Origin of the sequence: Citrobacter sp. Cpo089 (assembly GCF_030332695.1) — a bacterium.
Classification (GTDB): domain Bacteria; phylum Pseudomonadota; class Gammaproteobacteria; order Enterobacterales; family Enterobacteriaceae; genus Citrobacter; species Citrobacter portucalensis.
In genome coordinates, this window is sequence record NZ_JAOWHJ010000054.1 from 289,760 (window position 1) to 309,731 (window position 19,972).

18 protein-coding genes are annotated in these 19,972 nt (G+C 51.8%); 15 read left to right on the forward strand and 3 right to left on the reverse strand.

Translation table 11 applies throughout. The features are described 5' to 3' along the window. Window positions 1-55: 55 nt before the first annotated feature. The 3 genes from dapD to map form a co-directional block, all read right to left on the reverse strand. Window positions 56-880, reverse strand: a complete 825-nt coding sequence (dapD, locus tag OGX92_RS11280; RefSeq protein WP_003829186.1) for a 2,3,4,5-tetrahydropyridine-2,6-dicarboxylate N-succinyltransferase — start codon at window positions 878-880, stop codon at window positions 56-58. Between the two features lie 31 nt (window positions 881-911). Next, the gene (gene glnD / locus OGX92_RS11285; RefSeq protein ID WP_164563110.1) at window positions 912-3,584 is read right to left on the reverse strand and encodes a bifunctional uridylyltransferase/uridylyl-removing protein GlnD; all 2,673 of its coding nucleotides are present in this window, start codon (window positions 3,582-3,584) and stop codon (window positions 912-914) included. Between the two features lie 113 nt (window positions 3,585-3,697). Then, window positions 3,698-4,492 (reverse strand): type I methionyl aminopeptidase, encoded by a 795-nt coding sequence (gene map / locus OGX92_RS11290; protein WP_003829182.1) that lies wholly within the window; start codon window positions 4,490-4,492, stop codon window positions 3,698-3,700. A gap of 449 nt (window positions 4,493-4,941) precedes the next feature. Between map and rpsB the strand changes: the two genes are divergently transcribed. The 15 genes from rpsB to rnhB all read left to right on the forward strand — a co-directional run bounded on the left by rpsB (window position 4,942) and on the right by rnhB (window position 19,953). Further along, window positions 4,942-5,667: a 30S ribosomal protein S2 gene (gene rpsB, locus OGX92_RS11295; protein WP_003018553.1), complete on the forward strand. Its 726-nt coding sequence runs from the start codon at window positions 4,942-4,944 to the stop codon at window positions 5,665-5,667. Between the two features lie 136 nt (window positions 5,668-5,803). Next, window positions 5,804-6,655: a translation elongation factor Ts gene (gene tsf / locus OGX92_RS11300; RefSeq protein WP_003018551.1), complete on the forward strand. Its 852-nt coding sequence runs from the start codon at window positions 5,804-5,806 to the stop codon at window positions 6,653-6,655. A 145-nt stretch (window positions 6,656-6,800) separates the two neighbouring features. Continuing rightward, a complete protein-coding gene (gene pyrH, locus OGX92_RS11305; protein ID WP_003018549.1) occupies window positions 6,801-7,526 on the forward strand; it encodes a UMP kinase in 726 nt (241 codons plus the stop codon). 139 nt (window positions 7,527-7,665) lie between these two features. Further along, window positions 7,666-8,223 carry a ribosome recycling factor gene (gene frr, locus OGX92_RS11310; RefSeq protein ID WP_003018547.1) on the forward strand — a complete coding sequence of 186 codons (558 nt, stop codon included), beginning with the start codon at window positions 7,666-7,668 and terminating at the stop codon, window positions 8,221-8,223. A 183-nt stretch (window positions 8,224-8,406) separates the two neighbouring features. Further along, window positions 8,407-9,603 carry a 1-deoxy-D-xylulose-5-phosphate reductoisomerase gene (ispC, locus tag OGX92_RS11315; RefSeq protein WP_286586552.1) on the forward strand — a complete coding sequence of 399 codons (1,197 nt, stop codon included), beginning with the start codon at window positions 8,407-8,409 and terminating at the stop codon, window positions 9,601-9,603. Window positions 9,604-9,790: 187 nt separating this feature from the next. Further along, on the forward strand, window positions 9,791-10,549 hold the full coding sequence (gene ispU / locus OGX92_RS11320) for a (2E,6E)-farnesyl-diphosphate-specific ditrans,polycis-undecaprenyl-diphosphate synthase (protein WP_008786266.1): 759 nt from the start codon (window positions 9,791-9,793) through the stop codon (window positions 10,547-10,549). A gap of 12 nt (window positions 10,550-10,561) precedes the next feature. Further along, window positions 10,562-11,419: a phosphatidate cytidylyltransferase gene (cdsA, locus tag OGX92_RS11325; RefSeq protein ID WP_003829174.1), complete on the forward strand. Its 858-nt coding sequence runs from the start codon at window positions 10,562-10,564 to the stop codon at window positions 11,417-11,419. Between the two features lie 11 nt (window positions 11,420-11,430). Beyond that, entirely contained in the window at window positions 11,431-12,783 is a 1,353-nt protein-coding gene (rseP, locus tag OGX92_RS11330) for a sigma E protease regulator RseP (RefSeq protein ID WP_003829173.1), read from the forward strand. A gap of 29 nt (window positions 12,784-12,812) precedes the next feature. Beyond that, on the forward strand, window positions 12,813-15,224 hold the full coding sequence (gene bamA, locus OGX92_RS11335; protein WP_003829172.1) for an outer membrane protein assembly factor BamA: 2,412 nt from the start codon (window positions 12,813-12,815) through the stop codon (window positions 15,222-15,224). A gap of 122 nt (window positions 15,225-15,346) precedes the next feature. Further along, window positions 15,347-15,832 carry a molecular chaperone Skp gene (gene skp, locus OGX92_RS11340; RefSeq protein ID WP_003018533.1) on the forward strand — a complete coding sequence of 162 codons (486 nt, stop codon included), beginning with the start codon at window positions 15,347-15,349 and terminating at the stop codon, window positions 15,830-15,832. 3 nt (window positions 15,833-15,835) lie between these two features. Next, complete coding sequence (gene lpxD / locus OGX92_RS11345; RefSeq protein WP_003018531.1) at window positions 15,836-16,861, forward strand: UDP-3-O-(3-hydroxymyristoyl)glucosamine N-acyltransferase; 1,026 nt, start codon at window positions 15,836-15,838, stop codon at window positions 16,859-16,861. A gap of 103 nt (window positions 16,862-16,964) precedes the next feature. Continuing rightward, window positions 16,965-17,420 (forward strand): 3-hydroxyacyl-ACP dehydratase FabZ, encoded by a 456-nt coding sequence (fabZ, locus tag OGX92_RS11350; protein WP_003018528.1) that lies wholly within the window; start codon window positions 16,965-16,967, stop codon window positions 17,418-17,420. Window positions 17,421-17,423: 3 nt separating this feature from the next. Then, window positions 17,424-18,212, forward strand: a complete 789-nt coding sequence (gene lpxA / locus OGX92_RS11355) for an acyl-ACP--UDP-N-acetylglucosamine O-acyltransferase (RefSeq protein ID WP_003018525.1) — start codon at window positions 17,424-17,426, stop codon at window positions 18,210-18,212. Beyond that, the gene (lpxB, locus tag OGX92_RS11360; RefSeq protein ID WP_063941139.1) at window positions 18,212-19,360 is read left to right on the forward strand and encodes a lipid-A-disaccharide synthase; all 1,149 of its coding nucleotides are present in this window, start codon (window positions 18,212-18,214) and stop codon (window positions 19,358-19,360) included. The genes lpxA and lpxB overlap by 1 nt, the downstream gene beginning before the upstream one ends. Beyond that, window positions 19,357-19,953 carry a ribonuclease HII gene (gene rnhB / locus OGX92_RS11365; RefSeq protein WP_003018518.1) on the forward strand — a complete coding sequence of 199 codons (597 nt, stop codon included), beginning with the start codon at window positions 19,357-19,359 and terminating at the stop codon, window positions 19,951-19,953. The genes lpxB and rnhB overlap by 4 nt, the downstream gene beginning before the upstream one ends. Window positions 19,954-19,972: the final 19 nt, after the last annotated feature.

Sequence of the window (19,972 nt, forward strand, 5' to 3'; positions counted from 1 at the left end):
TATGCCACTCGCAGATGTAAAAAAAGCGGGCTAAGCCCGCTTTTTCAAATCGCTGTTAGTCGATGGTGCGTAACAGCTCGTTGATTCCCACTTTGCCACGCGTTTTGGCATCGACTTTCTTCACAATCACCGCGCAGTACAGGCTGTATTTGCCATCTTTCGACGGCAGGTTGCCGGAGACGACCACGGAGCCTGCCGGAACGCGACCATAATGCACTTCGCCAGTTTCACGATCGTAAATACGGGTGCTCTGACCGATGTACACGCCCATAGAAATAACAGAGCCTTCTTCGACGATTACGCCTTCAACCACTTCAGAACGTGCGCCGATGAAGCAGTTGTCTTCGATGATGGTCGGGTTAGCCTGTAACGGCTCCAGTACGCCGCCGATGCCAACGCCGCCGGACAGGTGTACGTTTTTACCGATTTGCGCGCAGGAACCGACTGTCGCCCAGGTATCAACCATCGTACCTTCATCAACATAAGCGCCGATGTTTACGTAAGATGGCATCAGCACGGTGTTACGGGCGATAAACGCACCCTGACGCACGGCCGCAGGCGGAACCACACGGAAACCTTCCTTCTGGAAGCGCGCTTCGTCATAGTTGGCGAATTTCATCGGTACTTTATCGAAGTAACGGCTTTCCGCACCTTCGATGACCTGATTATCGTTAATACGGAAAGAGAGCAGGACCGCCTTTTTCAGCCACTGATGCGTGACCCACTGACCCTCAATCTTCTCTGCGACGCGCAGTGCACCGGAATCCAGTAAAGAAATAACCTGATTCACCGCTTCGCGGGTTACGGTATCTACATTTGCCGGAGTAATGTCGGCACGGCGCTCGAAAGCGGACTCAATAACGTTCTGTAACTGCTGCATTGTTAAACTCTTTCCATAATAAATAAAAACATCACCCTTTATCGTTTGGATTGAGGGCCTCTGTCAACCGTTGATGCACTTCCTGCTGCAGCTCATTATTAAGGGCGCGCCGGTCGGCGGTGGCGATTATGAATAAATCTTCTACTCGCTCGCCAATGGTTGTAATTCGGGCGCCATGCAGCGAAATTCCCAGATCGGCAAAAATCTGCCCGACCCGCGCCAGCAGGCCGGGCTGGTCGAGAGCGATAAGCTCCAGGAATGATTTTCGGTCGGTATGGGTCGGCAAAAAGGTGACCTCAGTATCGACGGTAAAGTGGCGTAATTTTGCCGGCTGGCGACGCGGTTGCGGTGGCTGCCAACTGCGCTGCGTGATGGCCTGTTCCAGTCCAAAACGGATCGCTTCATGTCGGTCTGAAGACAGCGGGCTGCCGTCCGGTTCCAGTACGATGAACGTATCCATCGCCATCCCATCGCGGGTAGTGAAAATCTGCGCATCATGGACGCTAAGATTACGCCTGTCCAGTTCAGCGCAGACGGCGGCAAACAGGTAAGGACGGTCAGGGCTCCAGATGAAAATTTCTGTCCCGCCGCGCGTGGCCTGTGGGCTGAGCAGGATCAGCGGCTTGCTGAGATCGTGTTGCAGCAGATGGCGCGCATGCCAGGCCAGCTGATTTGGGCTGTGACGCACGAAGTAGTTGGCGCGACAGCGTGACCAGATGTGGTGCAACGCTTCTTCATCAATGTTGTCCATTCGCAGTAGCGCCAGCGCCTGAAGCTGATGATGGCGTACACGCTCACGCATATCCGGCGTATTTTGCATGCCACGACGCAGTTGTTTTTCCGTTGCGAAGTACAGCTCGCGTAGCAGGCTTTGCTTCCAGCTATTCCACAGCGTTTCGTTGGTGGCGCAAATATCCGCGACGGTCAGACACACCAAAAAGCGCAGACGGTGTTCCGTTTGTACCTCTTCGGCGAATTGCTTGATCACTTCGGGATCCTGAATATCGCGGCGCTGAGCGGTCACCGACATCAGCAAATGTTGGCGCACCAGCCACACGATCAGCTGCGTTTCGCGGGAATTCAGGCCGTGCAGTTCGGCGAACTTGAGCACGTCCTGAGCGCCGAGCACCGAGTGATCGCCGCCGCGGCCTTTGGCGATATCGTGGAACAGCGCGGCAATCAGAATCAACTCCGGCTGTCGCAGACGCGGCCATAGATCCACACACAGCGGATGGCGCTGACGGGTCTCTTCGTTGGCAAAACTTTCCAGCTTGAGCATTACGCGGATGGTGTGTTCATCCACCGTATAGGCATGAAACAGGTCAAACTGCATTTGGCCGACAATATGCGACCATTGCGGCATATAGGCCCACAACACGCTGTGGCGATGCATCGGCAGCAGACCGCGGCTCACCGCGCCCGGATGGCGTAACATACTGAGAAACAGCGATCGCGCTTCCGGGATGTAGCACAGCGGTTGGGTTAAATGACGGCGGGCATGACGCAGATGGCGCAACGTGGTGGAGTAAATCCCGCTGATCGCGCTGTTACGCACCATGATGTAAAACATCCGCAGTATCGCTTCGGGTTTGCGGATAAACAGATCGTCGTTGCGCAGATCGATCAACGTGCCGCGCAGTTGGAAGTCGTCATCAATCGGGCGAGGTTTTTCATCGGCGGGCATGGCGAGGATCGCCTCGTCGAACAGTTGCAACAGCATGTGATTCAGTTCGCTGACCCGTCGGGTGACGCGGAAATAGTCTTTCATCATCCGCTCGATAGGTTCGTTGCCTTCGCCGCCGTAGTTTAGCCGTTGCGCCACGCTGAGCTGGCGGTCAAACAGCAGGCGGTTGTCGTAACGACTAACGACCAGATGCAGGGCGAAGCGAATCCGCCACAGGATATGCAAACATTCATTGAGCTCGGCACGTTCTGCCAGCGTCAAAAAGCCGAAACCGACCATTTCGTCCAGTGAGGTGGCGCCAAAATGGCGACGGGCCACCCACTGCAGGGTATGGATATCGCGCAGGCCGCCGGGACTGCTTTTGATATCCGGCTCCAGGTTGTAGCTAGTGCCGTGATAGCGCTGGTGGCGCTGATTCTGCTCTTCCACTTTGGCGGCGTAAAACTTGTCGGAAGGCCAGAAACCTTCGCTAAAAATATGCTTTTGCAGCTCTAGAAACAGCGCCACATCGCCGATCAGCAGGCGAGTTTCAATCAGGTTGGTGGCGACGGTTAAATCTGATAATCCTTCCAGCAGACACTCTTCCAGCGTACGCACGCTATGTCCAACCTCCAGCCTCACGTCCCATAGCAGCGTTAACAGCTCACCGACTTTCTCGGCCTGCGCATCAGGCAGCTTTTTACGACTCAGGATCAGCAGGTCAATATCGGAAAGCGGGTGCAGTTCGCCTCGCCCGTAGCCGCCAACGGCAACCAGCGCCAGATCGGCTATTTGCCCGAACCCAGCTTCTATCCACAAACGCTGTAGCAGTTGGTCAATAAATTCGGTGCGGGCCTCAATGAGCTGTTCTGCGGAAATTCCACTGTCAAACGCTTCGCCTAACCAGCTCTGGAAGGTGTCAATATGCGCTTTAATGCCGGAGCAGTTGAGATCTTGCTGTGGCCATGTCCCTGGGTTTTGCGGTTGGCCTGGCAGGGTGGGGAGGGCAGTATTTGCGTGCTGTTCAGGAAGAGTATTCATTATGCGCCACCCATTAAAAAGCCGGATGATGGCGTGAACGCCTTATCCGGCCTACTAAGTAGTACAATTTGTAGGCCTGATAAGATGCGAATGCATCGCCATCAGGCAAAACATTATTCGCCGTGTGTGATGATCGCCGGGATGGTGTCATCCTTGCGTAACGTCAGAATTTCACAGCCGTTTTCCGTCACTACAATAGTATGCTCGTACTGTGCAGACAAGCTCCGGTCTTTGGTTTTCACCGTCCAGCCATCTTTCATGGTGCGGATGCGGTAATCACCGGCATTCAGCATCGGTTCTATGGTGAACGTCATGCCCGGTTGCAGTACCACACCACCGTCGTCTGCATCGTAGTGCAGAACCTGTGGCTCTTCATGGAAGCCGCGACCGATACCGTGACCGCAGTATTCACGAACGACAGAGAAACCTTCGCCTTCCGCGTATTTCTGAATAGCAGCGCCCAGCGTGCGCAGGCGAATGCCCGGTTTTACCATTCGCAGCGCCAGATACAGGCTTTCCTGTGTGACGCGGCACAGACGCTCGCCCAGAATAGTAGGTTTGCCGACGATAAACATCTTGGAGGTATCGCCGTGGTACTCGTCTTTAATCACGGTTACGTCGATGTTGACGATGTCGCCGTCTTTCAGAAGTTTGGCGTCGTCCGGGATCCCGTGGCACACCACTTCATTAATAGAGATACATACGGATTTCGGATAGCCGTGATAGCCCAGGCAGGCGGAAATGGCCTGCTGCTCATTCACGATATAGTCATTACAGAGGCGATCCAACTCGCCGGTGCTGACGCCCGGTTTAACAAACGGCGCGATCATTTCCAGTACATCAGCGGCCAGGCGGCCAGCGACGCGCATTTTTTCGATTTCTTCAGGGGTCTTGATTGAGATAGCCATAAATTCTGTCCATCAGTGTCGATTATTTCGACAATAATTGTGTAAGTGCTGTCAATGGTATCAGTCTGGGGTGTACCCTGCCAAATTGAGAATCATTCTGAACTTCGCCTTTCGTGCCACAAATGCGTTGGCTACATTTTTTCACCCCAGTCACTTACTGGTTGTAAGCTCCCGGGGATTCAAAATTTTGCCGCCTTCCTGTAACACGAAATTCATCGTTCATTCAGCACAGACCGCCAACAATTATTGGTGTCGGTGGCGTATTTGTGGTATAAAGCGCGCCGGACTTCCGATCCATTCGAAGACTACACACGATGGACGGGAGCGACAAATCTCACTTTGTGTAACAACACACACGTATCGGCACATATTCCGGGGTGCCCTTTGGGGTCGGTAATATGGGATGCGTGGAGGCTTAACCCCAACTTTTATATATAGAGGTTTTAATCATGGCAACTGTTTCCATGCGCGACATGCTCAAGGCTGGTGTTCACTTCGGTCACCAGACCCGTTACTGGAACCCGAAAATGAAGCCGTTCATCTTCGGTGCGCGTAACAAAGTTCACATCATCAACCTTGAGAAAACTGTACCGATGTTCAACGAAGCTCTGGCTGAACTGAACAAGATCTCTGCTCGTAAAGGTAAAATCCTTTTCGTTGGTACTAAACGCGCTGCAAGCGAAGCGGTGAAAGAAGCTGCTAACAGCTGCGACCAGTTCTTCGTGAACCATCGCTGGCTGGGCGGTATGCTGACTAACTGGAAAACCGTTCGTCAGTCCATCAAACGTCTGAAAGATCTGGAAACTCAGTCTCAGGACGGTACTTTCGAAAAGCTGACCAAGAAAGAAGCGCTGATGCGTACTCGTGAGCTTGAGAAACTGGAAAACAGCCTGGGCGGTATCAAAGACATGGGCGGTCTGCCGGACGCTCTGTTCGTAATCGATGCTGACCACGAGCACATTGCTATCAAAGAAGCAAACAACCTGGGTATCCCAGTATTTGCTATCGTTGATACCAACTCTGATCCGGACGGTGTTGACTTCGTTATCCCGGGTAACGACGACGCAATCCGTGCTGTGACCCTGTACCTGGGTGCTGTAGCTACTACCGTTCGTGAAGGCCGTTCTCAGGATCTGGCTTCCCAGGCGGAAGAAAGCTTCGTAGAAGCTGAATAATAAGGCACGCTCGTTAGAGCCCTTATAGACCAGGTAGTATCACGTTTGGTTAGGGGGCCTGTATATGGCCCCCTTTTTCACTTTTAAATCTGTGCGGTTTCATGCCGGGCAGATCAAATCTTCCGAGGATTTTAGAATGGCTGAAATTACCGCATCCCTGGTAAAAGAGCTGCGTGAGCGTACTGGCGCAGGCATGATGGATTGCAAAAAAGCACTGACTGAAGCTAATGGCGACATCGAGCTGGCAATCGAAAACATGCGTAAGTCCGGTGCAATCAAAGCGGCGAAAAAAGCAGGCAACGTTGCTGCTGACGGCGTAATCAAAACCAAAATCGACGGCAACATCGCTTTCATTCTGGAAGTTAACTGCCAGACTGACTTCGTTGCTAAAGATGCTGGTTTCCAGGCATTTGCTGACAAAGTATTGGACGCTGCCGTTGCTGGCAAAATCACTGACGTTGAAGTTCTGAAAGCACAGTTCGAAGAAGAACGTGTTGCTCTGGTTGCTAAAATCGGTGAGAACATCAACATCCGTCGCGTTGCTTCCCTGGAAGGCGAAGTTCTGGGTAACTACCAGCATGGTGCTCGTATCGGTGTTCTGGTTGCTGCAACTGGCGCTGACGAAGAACTGGTTAAACAGCTGGCAATGCACGTTGCTGCAAGCAAACCAGAATTTGTTAAGCCGGAAGACGTTTCTGCTGAAGTGGTAGAAAAAGAATACCAGGTTCAGCTGGACATCGCTATGCAGTCTGGCAAGCCGAAAGAAATCGCAGAGAAAATGGTTGAAGGCCGCATGAAGAAATTCACCGGCGAAGTTTCTCTGACCGGTCAGCCTTTCGTCATGGAACCGAGCAAATCTGTTGGTCAGCTGCTGAAAGAGCATAACGCTGACGTAACTGGTTTCATCCGCTTTGAAGTGGGTGAAGGCATCGAGAAAGTTGAGACTGACTTTGCAGCAGAAGTTGCTGCGATGTCCAAGCAGTCTTAATTTTTAAAGGAGCCGCCTGAGGGCGGCTTCTTTTTGTGTCTGGCTTGTAAATTCAGCGAACCGCTATAGTGGTCATGCTGAAAAGCGACATACAATGTCGCCGGAATTAACTCATCTCATTCGTTGACAGTCTCAGGAAAGAAACATGGCTACCAATGCAAAACCCGTCTACAAACGTATTCTGCTTAAGTTAAGTGGCGAAGCTCTGCAAGGTTCAGAAGGCTTCGGTATTGATGCAAGCATCCTCGACCGCATGGCTCAGGAAATCAAAGAGCTGGTTGAGCTGGGTATTCAGGTTGGCGTAGTGATTGGTGGTGGTAACCTGTTCCGTGGCGCTGGTCTGGCGAAAGCGGGGATGAACCGCGTTGTGGGCGACCACATGGGCATGTTAGCCACCGTAATGAACGGTCTGGCGATGCGCGATGCGCTTCACCGCGCCTATGTGAACGCTCGCTTGATGTCCGCAATTCCTCTGAACGGCGTGTGTGATAACTACAGCTGGGCTGAAGCTATCAGCCTGCTGCGTAACAACCGCGTTGTTATTTTGTCTGCGGGTACCGGCAATCCGTTCTTCACCACCGATTCTGCAGCCTGCCTGCGCGGTATTGAAATTGAAGCGGATGTGGTTCTGAAAGCCACCAAAGTCGATGGCGTATTTACTGCCGACCCGGCTAAAGATCCAACGGCGACTATGTACGAACAGTTGACCTACACTGAAGTACTGGATAAAGAGCTGAAAGTAATGGATCTTGCCGCGTTCACGCTGGCTCGTGACCACAAATTACCGATTCGTGTCTTTAACATGAACAAACCAGGTGCACTGCGCCGTGTTGTTATGGGTGAAAAAGAAGGCACGTTAATCACGGAATAATTCCCGTTGCGGCTAAATGCAGGTAATATTCCGCTTTAATGTCGCGGGATACGTCCCTCAAAATTAATCAAGACTATACTTGTCACATCTTGCGTGGCGGGTATGGTCTGACTGAAACAAGCTTTCAAGGATTCGTAACGTGATCAACGATATCAGAAAAGATGCTGAAGTACGCATGGACAAATGCGTCGAAGCGTTCAAAAACCAAATCAGCAAAATTCGCACGGGTCGTGCTTCTCCTAGCCTGCTGGATGGTATTGTCGTGGAATATTACGGCACGCCGACTCCGCTGCGCCAGCTGGCAAGCGTAACGGTTGAAGATTCCCGTACCCTGAAAATCAACGTATTTGACCGTTCTATGGGTCCAGCCGTTGAGAAAGCAATCATGGCTTCCGACCTCGGTCTGAATCCAAGCTCTGCGGGCTCTGACATCCGCGTTCCGCTGCCGCCGCTGACCGAAGAACGTCGTAAAGATCTGACCAAGATCGTACGTGGTGAAGCTGAAGGCGCGCGTGTTGCGGTACGTAACGTACGCCGTGATGCAAACGACAAAGTGAAAGCGTTGTTGAAAGAAAAAGAGATCAGCGAAGATGACGATCGCCGTTCTCAGGACGACGTACAGAAACTGACTGACGCAGCAATCAAGAAAGTTGATGCGGCGCTGGCAGAGAAAGAAGCAGAACTGATGCAGTTCTGATTCGCCTGTACGCTAAAAACGCCGCTTAGAAGGCCTGAGAAGGCTGGATGGCGGCGTTTTGCTTTTTTCTGTCTACATACTCTAAATAATTCAAGTTGCAGGAAGGCGGTGACGCCAAAGGCCGAGTAAAGCCAACGTACATGCAACTTGAAGTATGACGAGTAAAATTCTTCTGGATGTCCGATGAAGCAATTAACCATCCTGGGATCAACCGGTTCCATTGGTTGCAGTACGCTGGATGTAGTACGCCATAACCCGGAAAAATTTCGTGTTGCTGCGTTGGTGGCGGGTAAAAATGTTGCCCGTATGGTAGAGCAATGCCTGGAGTTTGCGCCTCGCTATGCGGTAATGGATGATGAAAAAAGCGCGGCACAGGTAAAAGCTGCTCTTTTGGCACAGGGTAGCCGTACCGAGGTGATGAGCGGGCAGCAGGCTGCCTGTGATATGGCTGCGCTGGATGATGTTGATCAGGTCATGGCGGCGATTGTCGGCGCAGCGGGTTTGCTGCCGACGCTGGCGGCAATTCGTGCGAGTAAAAGCATTTTGCTGGCGAATAAAGAATCGCTGGTGACCTGCGGTCGTCTGTTTATGGACGACGTGAAACGCCACAAAGCGCAGCTTTTGCCGGTAGATAGCGAGCATAACGCGATTTTTCAGAGTTTACCGCAACCTATCCAACACAATCTGGGATACGCTGACCTTGAGCAAAACGGCGTCATGTCAGTTCTGCTTACCGGGTCTGGTGGCCCATTCCGTGAAACGCCATTGCGCGATCTGGTCTCTATGACCCCCGATCAGGCATGTCGTCATCCGAATTGGTCGATGGGACGAAAAATTTCTGTCGATTCCGCCACCATGATGAACAAAGGTCTGGAATACATTGAAGCGCGTTGGTTATTTAATGCCAGTGCAAGCCAGATGGAAGTGCTGATCCACCCGCAGTCGGTTATTCATTCGATGGTCCGTTATCAGGATGGTGGTGTTCTGGCGCAGTTGGGTGAACCTGATATGCGTACACCTATTGCCCATACGATGGCATGGCCAGAACGTGTGACGTCTGGTGTTAAGCCTGTCGACTTTTGCAAACTAAGTGCGTTGACGTTTTCCGCACCTGATTACCAGCGTTATCCGTGCCTGAAACTGGCGATGGACGCGTTTGAGCAAGGTCAGGCGGCGACGACCGCACTCAATGCCGCGAATGAAATTACCGTTGCCGCATTCCTGGCGCAGCAGATCCGATTTACCGATATTGCCGATCTCAATTTATCCGTACTGGATAAGATGGATTTGCAGGAACCACAGAGCGTTGACGACGTGTTGAAGGTCGATGCCATCGCGCGGGAAGTCGCCAGAAAAGAAGTGATGCGACTCTCAAGCTGATGATAATCCCTCTACGGAGAATCGTGCTATTTGTTAGCGTTGGGCTTCAGTGATATAGTCTGCGCCACCCGATCGCGGGTATTTGCTTTTTTTCGGTCGGGTAAGCCGTGGTTTGACACGGCTTTTTTGTGGATAGGCTTCAGTATTCCTGAGTACCGTAAATCCTTTCAGGGACTAATAACGCGTTATGTTGTCTGCAACTAAACCATTAAGCGAAAATTTGCCAGCACATGGTTGTCGCCATGTCGCAATTATCATGGATGGCAATGGCCGCTGGGCGAAAAAGCAAGGGAAGATTCGCGCCTTTGGGCATAAGGCTGGAGCAAAATCCGTCCGCCGGGCTGTCTCTTTTGCTGCAAATAACGGTATTGATGCGTTAACGCTGTATGCCTTTAGCAGTGAGAACTGGAACCGACCTGCGCAGGAAGTGAGTGCGTTAATGGAACTGTTTGTGTGGGCACTTGATAGCGAAGTGAAAAACCTGCATCGCCATAACGTACGCCTGCGTATTATCGGGGATATCAGTCGATTTAACTCACGTTTGCAAGAACGGATTCGCAAATCAGAAGCGATTACCGCCCAGAATACCGGGTTGACGCTGAATATTGCAGCGAATTACGGTGGACGGTGGGATATTGTCCAGGGAGTCAGGCAACTGGCACAACAGGTGCAGGACGGTGTGCTGCATCCTGAGCAAATCGATGAAGAGATGCTTGGGCAGCAAATTTGTATGCATGAGCTGGCTCCTGTGGATTTAGTGATAAGGACTGGGGGAGAGCACCGAATTAGTAATTTTCTGTTGTGGCAAATTGCCTACGCCGAACTTTACTTTACCGATGTTCTCTGGCCCGATTTCGATGAACAAGACTTTGAAGGTGCGCTGCATGCCTTTGCTAATCGTGAGCGTCGTTTCGGCGGCACCGAACCCGGTGATGAAAAAGCCTGATGGGGGTCGCTTTTGCTGAAGTATCGCCTGATTTCTGCTTTTGTTTTAATACCCGTTGTCATCGCGGCGCTGTTTTTGCTGCCGCCGGTGGGGTTCGCCATTGTTACGTTGGTCGTCTGTATGTTGGCCGCCTGGGAATGGGGACAGTTAAGCGGTTTTACCACGCGTACGCAGCGAGTCTGGCTGGCGGTTTTGTGCGGGCTATTGCTGGCACTGATGCTATTTTTGCTGCCAGAATACCATCGCGATATCCATCAACCGCTGGTTGAAGTATCGCTGTGGGCGTCGCTGGGCTGGTGGGTCGTAGCGCTATTACTGGTATTGTTTTACCCAGGGTCTGCGTCGGTCTGGCGTAATTCCAAAACATTACGCATAATTTTCGGCGTGTTAACCATTGTCCCGTTCTTTTGGGGAATGCTGGCGCTACGTGCATGGCACTATGATGAGAATCATTATAGTGGCGCGCTATGGCTGCTATATGTCATGATCCTCGTTTGGGGGGCGGACTCTGGTGCGTATATGTTTGGTAAGCTGTTTGGCAAACATAAGCTGGCACCGAAGGTTTCTCCTGGTAAAACCTGGCAGGGTTTTATTGGCGGACTCGCCACTGCGGCCGTGATCTCATGGGGTTATGGCATGTGGGCGAATCTTGAAGTTGCGCCTGTCACCTTGCTCATTTGCTCCATCGTTGCAGCCCTGGCCTCCGTGCTGGGTGACCTGACCGAGAGTATGTTTAAGCGTGAAGCAGGTATTAAGGACAGTGGTCACTTAATTCCAGGACACGGCGGTATTCTGGATCGTATTGATAGCCTGACGGCTGCGGTACCGGTCTTTGCCTGCCTGTTGTTACTGGTGTTCAGGACGCTCTAACGGATGGTCTTATGCTGAGTATTCTCTGGAATTTGGCTGCGTTCATCATCGCACTTGGTGTGCTTATCACCGTGCATGAATTTGGTCATTTCTGGGTTGCGCGGCGCTGCGGAGTCCGGGTCGAACGCTTTTCCATTGGCTTTGGAAAAGCGCTTTGGCGGCGTACCGATAAATCAGGTACGGAATACGTCATCGCCATGATTCCCCTCGGCGGTTACGTCAAAATGCTGGATGAGCGCGCTGAACCGGTCGCACCGGAATTGCGCCATTACGCCTTCAACAATAAAACGGTTGGACAACGTGCTGCTATTATCGCCGCGGGTCCGATTGCAAACTTCCTTTTTGCTATTTTTGCTTATTGGCTGGTGTTTATCATTGGTGTCCCTGGCGTTCGTCCTGTTGTTGGTGAAATAACACCCAACTCGATTGCTGCACAGGCGCAAATTCAGCCGGGTACGGAACTAAAAGCGGTTGATGGCATCGAAACCCCTGATTGGGATGCAGTGCGATTGCAACTGGTATCCAAAATCGGCGATGAGCATACAACCCTCAGCGTGGCGCAGTTTGGCAGCAACCAGCGGCAGGACAAAACGCTGGATTTACGCCATTGGGCATTTGAGCCAGACAAAGAGGATCCTGTCTCTAGTTTGGGCATGCGTCCGCGTGGTCCGCAGATTGAACCGGTACTGTCAGAAGTGCAGGTTAATTCCGCTGCAAGTAAGGCAGGTTTGCAAGCTGGCGACAGGATCGTTAAAGTCAATGGTCAGTCACTGACGCAATGGATGACGTTCGTGACGCTGGTGCGCGATAATCCGGATACGCCGTTAGCGCTAGATATTGAAAGACAAGGAAGTTCCTTGTCTTTAACGTTAACCCCAGATTCAAAACAGGTTAACGGGAAGGCAGAAGGGTTTGCGGGCGTGGTGCCTAAAGTTATTCCTCTGCCTGATGAGTATAAGACTGTACGCCAGTATGGGCCATTCAGCGCCATCCTCGAAGCCTCGGATAAAACGTGGCAGTTGATGAAGCTGACGGTCAGTATGCTGGGAAAATTGATTACCGGTGATGTAAAACTGAACAACCTCAGTGGGCCGATTTCTATCGCCCAGGGGGCTGGGATGTCAGCGGAGTTCGGGATTATTTATTACCTGATGTTCCTTGCGCTTATCAGCGTGAACTTAGGGATAATCAACCTGTTTCCGTTGCCCGTTCTTGACGGGGGGCATCTGCTGTTCCTGGCGATTGAAAAGCTGAAGGGCGGTCCGGTATCCGAGCGGGTTCAAGACTTTAGTTATCGCATTGGCTCTATCTTGCTGGTGTTGTTAATGGGGCTTGCACTTTTCAATGATTTCTCTCGGTTGTAAGAGAGTGTTAGGAAGAACGCATAATAACGATGGCGATGAAAAAGTTGCTCATAGCGTCGCTGCTGTTTAGCAGCGCCACCGTATACGGTGCTGAAGGGTTCGTAGTGAAGGACATTCATTTCGAAGGCCTACAGCGAGTCGCCGTTGGTGCGGCTCTCCTCAGTATGCCGGTGCGCACAGGCGACACGGTTAATGATGAAGACATCAGTAATACCATTCGTGCTCTGTTCGCCACCGGTAACTTTGAGGATGTCCGCGTCCTGCGCGATGGTGATACCCTTCTGGTTCAGGTAAAAGAACGTCCGACGATTGCCAGCATCACTTTCTCCGGTAACAAATCGGTGAAAGATGACATGCTGAAGCAAAACCTCGAGGCGTCTGGCGTGCGTGTTGGCGAGTCTCTGGATCGCACAACGCTTGCCGATATCGAAAAGGGCCTGGAAGATTTCTACTATAGCGTCGGTAAGTACAGCGCCAGTGTGAAAGCGGTGGTGACGCCGTTGCCGCGTAACCGTGTTGACCTCAAGCTGGTCTTCCAGGAAGGTGTTTCGGCGAAGATCCAACAGATCAATATCGTCGGCAACCATGCCTTCTCGACTGACGAACTTATCTCTCACTTCCAGTTGCGTGACGAAGTGCCGTGGTGGAACGTGGTGGGCGATCGTAAATACCAGAAACAGAAGCTGGCGGGCGATCTTGAAACCCTGCGCAGCTACTATCTGGATCGCGGTTATGCTCGCTTCAATATTGATTCCACTCAGGTCAGCCTGACGCCGGATAAAAAAGGCATCTACATCACCGTTAACATCACTGAAGGCGAGCAGTACAAGCTTTCTGGGGTTCAGGTGAGCGGTAACCTGGCCGGGCACTCCGCCGAAATTGAGACCCTGACGAAGATCGAGCCAGGTGAACTCTATAACGGCACCAAAGTGACCAAAATGGAAGATGACATCAAGAAGCTTCTGGGTCGCTATGGCTATGCCTATCCGCGCGTTCAGTCGCAGCCTGAAATCAACGACGCTGACAAAACCGTTAAATTGCGTGTAAACGTGGATGCGGGTAACCGTTTCTATGTGCGTAAGATCCGTTTTGAAGGTAACGACACTTCTAAAGACTCCGTTCTGCGTCGCGAAATGCGTCAGATGGAAGGCGCATGGTTGGGCAGCGATCTTGTCGACCAGGGTAAAGAGCGTCTGAACCGTCTGGGTTACTTTGAAACCGTTGATACTGATACTCAGCGTGTTCCGGGCCGCCCGGATCAGGTTGATGTAGTCTACAAGGTTAAAGAGCGTAACACCGGTAGCTTTAACTTCGGCGTCGGTTACGGTACCGAGAGCGGCGTGAGCTTCCAGGCTGGCGTTCAGCAGGATAACTGGTTAGGTACCGGTTATTCTGTCGGGATTAACGGCACCAAAAACGATTACCAGACCTATACTGAGTTGTCTGTCACTAACCCGTACTTCACCGTTGATGGTGTGAGCCTTGGTGGCCGCGTCTTCTATAACGACTTTGAAGCGGATGATGCAGACCTGTCCGACTATACCAACAAAAGTTATGGTACAGACGTGACGCTGGGCTTCCCGGTCAACGAATACAACACGTTGCGCGCGGGCCTGGGTTATGTACATAACAAACTGTCCAATATGCAGCCGCAGATCGCAATGGATCGTTATCTTGAGTCGATGGGACAATCCGCTGATACCAGCAGTTTTGCCGCTGATGATTTCACCTTTAACTACGGTTGGACATACAACAAGTTAGACCGTGGTTATTTCCCGACAGACGGTTCGCGTGTCAACCTGAACGGTAAAGTCACCATTCCGGGTTCTGACAACGAATACTACAAACTGTCGATGGATACCGCGACCTATATGCCGATCGATGACGACCACAAGTGGGTTGTTCTGGGTCGTACCAAGGTAGGTTATGGGGATGGCATTGGCAGCAAAGAGATGCCGTTCTACGAGAACTTCTACGCCGGTGGTTCCAGTACCGTGCGTGGCTTCCAGTCCAACACCATTGGTCCGAAAGCGGTCTATAAAAAGGGTGCTAGCACAGACTGGAATGACGGCGATAACGAAGAATGTACTCAGGATTCAGGCTGTAAATCAGATGATGCGGTAGGTGGTAACGCCATGGCTGTCGCCAGCCTGGAATTTATTACCCCGACGCCGTTTATCAGCGATAAGTATGCTAACTCGGTCCGTACTTCCTTCTTCTGGGATATGGGTACCGTTTGGGATACTAACTGGGATCCGTCATCTGCGCCGTCGGATGTGCCGGACTATAGTGATCCGAGCAATATCCGTATGTCAGCGGGTATCGCGTTACAATGGATGTCCCCATTGGGGCCGTTGGTTTTCTCCTACGCCCAGCCGTTCAAGAAGTACGATGGAGACAAAGCGGAACAGTTCCAGTTTAACATTGGTAAAACCTGGTAACTGTTCTTCGCAAAGGAATGTAGTGGTAGTGTAGCGATGACTTTAGGCGATCTTGTATGGGATCGCCTGGCCACGCAAAGAACTGCACCTTCGGGTGCAAATGGGATGGTAAGGAGTTAATTGTGAAAAAGTGGTTATTAGCTGCAGGTCTCGGTTTAGCGATGGCAACGTCCGCACAGGCTGCTGACAAAATTGCAATCGTCAATATGGGTAGCCTGTTCCAACAGGTTGCACAGAAGACGGGTGTTTCTGCTACGCTGGAAAACGAGTTCAAAGGCCGTGCCAGCGAACTGCAGCGTATGGAATCCGATCTGCAATCTAAAATGCAGCGTCTGCAATCAATGAAAGCGGGTAGCGATCGTACCAAGCTGGAAAAAGACGTTATGGCTCAGCGCCAGACTTTCTCTCAGAAAGCTCAGGCTTTCGAGCAGGATCGTGCACGTCGTTCCAACGAAGAACGTGGCAAACTGGTTACTCGTATCCAGACAGCTGTGAAATCTGTTGCCAGCAGCCAGAGCATCGATCTGGTCGTTGACGCAAACACCGTTGCATACAACAGCAGCGATGTAAAAGACATCACCGCTGACGTACTGAAACAGGTTAAATAAGTAATGCCTTCAATTCGACTGGCTGATTTAGCAGAGCAGTTGGATGCAGAATTACACGGTGATGGCGATATCGTCATCACCGGCGTAGCGTCCATGCAATCTGCGCAAACTGGCAATATCACGTTCATGGTGAATCCTAAATACCGTGAACATTTAGGCGTATGCCAGGCGTCTGCCGTTGTGATGACGCAGGACGATCTTCCTTTTGCTAAGAGTGCGGCGCTGGTAGTGAAGAATCCCTACCTGACCTATGCACGTATGGCGCAAATTTTAGATACCACGCCTCAGCCTGCACAGAACATTGCACCCAGTGCAGTGATCGATGCAACGGCGAAGCTGGGTAATAATGTCTCTGTGGGCGCAAATGCGGTCATTGAGTCTGGCGTAGAACTGGGCGATAACGTGGTTATCGGTGCAGGTTGTTTCGTCGGAAAAAATACCAAAATCGGTGCAGGTTCACGCTTGTGGGCGAATGTGACGATTTACCACGACATCCAGATCGGTGAAAATTGCCTGATCCAGTCCAGCACCGTCGTTGGATCTGATGGATTTGGTTACGCGAACGATCGTGGTAACTGGGTGAAGATCCCCCAGCTTGGTCGCGTGATTATCGGCGATCGCGTCGAGATCGGCGCTTGTACCACCATTGACCGTGGTGCTCTGGACGATACTGTGATCGGTAATGGTGTTATCATTGATAACCAGTGCCAGATTGCGCATAACGTTGTGATTGGCGACAATACGGCGGTAGCCGGTGGCGTCATTATGGCGGGTAGCCTGAAGATTGGCCGTTATTGCATGATTGGCGGTGCCAGCGTGATCAATGGGCATATGGAAATATGCGACAAAGTTACGGTAACTGGCATGGGTATGGTGATGCGTCCTATCACTGAACCTGGCGTCTATTCCTCAGGCATTCCGCTACAACCCAACAAGGTATGGCGTAAAACAGCTGCACTGGTGATGAATATTGATGATATGAGCAAGCGCCTCAAAGCGATTGAGCGCAAGGTTAATCAACAAGACTAAAGCACCGTTTTTGCATGTCTGACTTTTCGGCCTGTCCCATTCATACGATTGCGACAGGCCGTGTTATTATTGCCTTTTAGTATATTTTGACAGGAAGAGTATTTTGACTACTAACACTCATACTCTGCATATTGAAGAGATTTTAGAACTTCTGCCGCACCGTTTTCCGTTTCTGCTGGTTGACCGCGTGCTGGATTTTGAAGAAGGTCGTTTTCTGCGCGCAGTGAAAAATGTATCCGTTAACGAGCCTTTCTTTCAGGGCCACTTCCCGGGTAAACCTATTTTCCCTGGCGTATTGATTCTGGAAGCGATGGCACAGGCTACCGGTATCCTCGCGTTTAAAAGCGTAGGAAAACTGGAACCAGGCGAACTGTATTATTTCGCGGGTATTGATGAAGCACGCTTTAAGCGTCCTGTCGTGCCTGGCGATCAGATGATCATGGAAGTGACTTTCGAGAAAACGCGCCGTGGCCTGACCCGTTTTAAAGGGGTTGCGCTGGTCGACGGTAAAGTTGTGTGCGAAGCAACGATGATGTGTGCCCGTAGCCGGGAGGCCTGATACGTGATTGATAAATCCGCCTTTATTCACCCGACCGCCATTGTAGAAGAGGGCGCCAGCATTGGTGCCAATGCTCACATTGGCCCATTTTGTATTGTTGGACCCCATGTTGAAATTGGTGAGGGTACCGTACTGAAGTCTCACGTTGTCGTGAATGGCCATACAAAAATTGGTCGCGATAACGAGATCTATCAGTTTGCCTCCATCGGTGAAGTTAACCAGGATCTTAAATATGCTGGCGAACCGACCCGTGTGGAAATTGGCGATCGCAACCGCATCCGCGAAAGCGTCACCATTCATCGTGGCACAGTGCAGGGCGGTGGAGTGACGAAGGTGGGCAGCGATAACTTATTGATGATTAATGCGCACGTCGCGCATGATTGTACGGTAGGAAACCGCTGTATTCTGGCGAATAACGCCACGCTTGCCGGACATGTTTCGCTTGATGATTTTGTTATCATCGGCGGCATGACCGCGGTGCATCAGTTCTGCATCATCGGTGCTCATGTGATGGTTGGCGGCTGTTCTGGTGTAGCCCAGGACGTGCCTCCGTACGTTATCGCCCAGGGCAACCACGCGACGCCGTTTGGCGTCAATATCGAAGGTCTGAAGCGTCGTGGATTCACTCGCGAAGCGATTACCGCGATTCGTAACGCCTACAAAGCGTTGTACCGTAGCGGTAAAACGCTGGAAGAAGTGAAACCAGAAATCGCGGAACTGGCGAAACAGTACCCCGAAGTTCAGGCTTTCAGCGACTTCTTTGAGCGCTCAACGCGTGGCCTGATTCGTTAATGACTGAACAGCGTCCTTTAACGATTGCCCTCGTCGCCGGAGAAACCTCCGGCGATATTCTTGGTGCAGGGTTAATCCGTGCACTCAAGGCTCGCGTTCCCAATGCGCGCTTTGTTGGCGTTGCGGGGCCGCTGATGCAGGCCGAAGGTTGTGAAGCCTGGTACGAAATGGAAGAGTTGGCGGTCATGGGCATTGTTGAAGTGCTCGGACGCCTGCGCCGTTTACTGCATATTCGTGCCGACCTCACTCGCCGATTCACCGACTTAAAGCCGGATGTTTTCGTCGGCATTGATGCACCTGATTTCAATATTACCCTCGAAGGGAATTTGAAAAGACAGGGCATTAAAACCATTCATTATGTCAGTCCGTCCGTTTGGGCGTGGCGACAGAAACGCGTTTTCAAAATAGGCAGATCCACCAACATGGTGCTGGCCTTTCTGCCTTTCGAAAAGGCGTTTTATGACAAATTTAACGTCCCGTGCCGCTTTATCGGTCATACCATGGCAGATGCCATGCCGTTGGACCCGGATAAAAATGCGGCGCGTGATGTTCTGGGCATTCCTCATGACGCTCACTGCCTGGCGCTACTGCCAGGAAGCCGTGGTGCAGAAGTGGAAATGCTCAGCGCCGATTTTCTGAAAACGGCGCAGCTATTACGCCAGCATTATCCGGATCTCGAAGTGGTGGTGCCGTTGGTGAATGCCAAACGTCGCGAGCAGTTTGAACGCATTAAAGCGGAAGTTGCACCGGAGCTTTCTGTACATCTGCTCAATGGGATGGGACGTGAAGCAATGGTGGCCAGCGATGCCGCACTGCTGGCTTCTGGTACCGCCGCGCTGGAATGTATGCTGGCAAAATGCCCGATGGTGGTTGGCTACCGTATGAAACCCTTCACCTTTTGGCTGGCGAAGCGCCTGGTGAAAACGGATTACGTTTCGCTACCGAACCTGCTGGCGGGAAGAGAACTGGTTAAAGAGCTGTTGCAGGAAGAGTGTGAACCGCAGGCGCTGTCGCAAGCGCTGTTGCCGTTGCTGGCAAATGGTAAAACCAGCCATGCGATGCACGACACATTCCGTGAACTGCACCAGCAGATCCGTTGCAATGCTGATGAGCAGGCGGCGGATGCGGTCCTGGAGTTAGCGCAATGATTGAATTTGTGTATCCGCATACGCATTTAGTGGCGGGTGTGGATGAAGTCGGGCGCGGCCCTTTGGTCGGTGCGGTCGTCACTGCTGCCGTCATTCTGGATCCGGCTCGCCCTATTATCGGTCTTAACGACTCAAAAAAACTGTCAGAAAAACGTCGCCTGGCGCTGTTTGATGAAATTAAAGAAAAAGCGTTAAGCTGGAGCCTTGGTCGGGCGGAACCGCATGAAATCGACGAGCTGAACATTTTGCATGCCACCATGCTGGCCATGCAGCGTGCGGTTGCGGGATTGCATATTGCGCCCGAATACGTGCTGATTGACGGCAATCGTTGCCCGGCATTACCGGTACCGTCGATGGCGGTGGTCAAAGGCGATAGCCGCGTGGCGGAGATTAGCGCCGCATCGATTCTGGCAAAAGTGACCCGTGACGCTGAAATGGCGGCGCTGGATACGGTTTTTCCACAGTATGGTTTTGCACAGCACAAAGGCTATCCAACCGCATTTCATCTGGAAAAATTGGCACTGCATGGTGCGACTGAGCACCATCGCCGCAGCTTTGGCCCCGTCAAACGCGCACTGGGACTCTCGTCCTGATTCTTGTGTCGAAGGAATC

Bases quoted from the DNA above. Each gene is read 5' to 3' on its own strand.
- lpxD (WP_003018531.1), top strand. From the start codon at position 15,836: ATGCCTTCAATTCGACTGGCTGATTTAGCAGAGCAGTTGGATGCAGAA.
- map (WP_003829182.1), bottom strand. From the start codon at position 4,492: ATGGCTATCTCAATCAAGACCCCTGAAGAAATCGAAAAAATGCGCGTC.
- bamA (WP_003829172.1), top strand. From the start codon at position 12,813: ATGGCGATGAAAAAGTTGCTCATAGCGTCGCTGCTGTTTAGCAGCGCC.
- tsf (WP_003018551.1), top strand. From the start codon at position 5,804: ATGGCTGAAATTACCGCATCCCTGGTAAAAGAGCTGCGTGAGCGTACT.
- rnhB (WP_003018518.1), top strand. From the start codon at position 19,357: ATGATTGAATTTGTGTATCCGCATACGCATTTAGTGGCGGGTGTGGAT.
- rpsB (WP_003018553.1), top strand. From the start codon at position 4,942: ATGGCAACTGTTTCCATGCGCGACATGCTCAAGGCTGGTGTTCACTTC.
- ispC (WP_286586552.1), top strand. From the start codon at position 8,407: ATGAAGCAATTAACCATCCTGGGATCAACCGGTTCCATTGGTTGCAGT.
- lpxB (WP_063941139.1), top strand. From the start codon at position 18,212: ATGACTGAACAGCGTCCTTTAACGATTGCCCTCGTCGCCGGAGAAACC.
- rseP (WP_003829173.1), top strand. From the start codon at position 11,431: ATGCTGAGTATTCTCTGGAATTTGGCTGCGTTCATCATCGCACTTGGT.
- glnD (WP_164563110.1), bottom strand. From the start codon at position 3,584: ATGAATACTCTTCCTGAACAGCACGCAAATACTGCCCTCCCCACCCTG.
- dapD (WP_003829186.1), bottom strand. From the start codon at position 880: ATGCAGCAGTTACAGAACGTTATTGAGTCCGCTTTCGAGCGCCGTGCC.
- ispU (WP_008786266.1), top strand. From the start codon at position 9,791: ATGTTGTCTGCAACTAAACCATTAAGCGAAAATTTGCCAGCACATGGT.
- pyrH (WP_003018549.1), top strand. From the start codon at position 6,801: ATGGCTACCAATGCAAAACCCGTCTACAAACGTATTCTGCTTAAGTTA.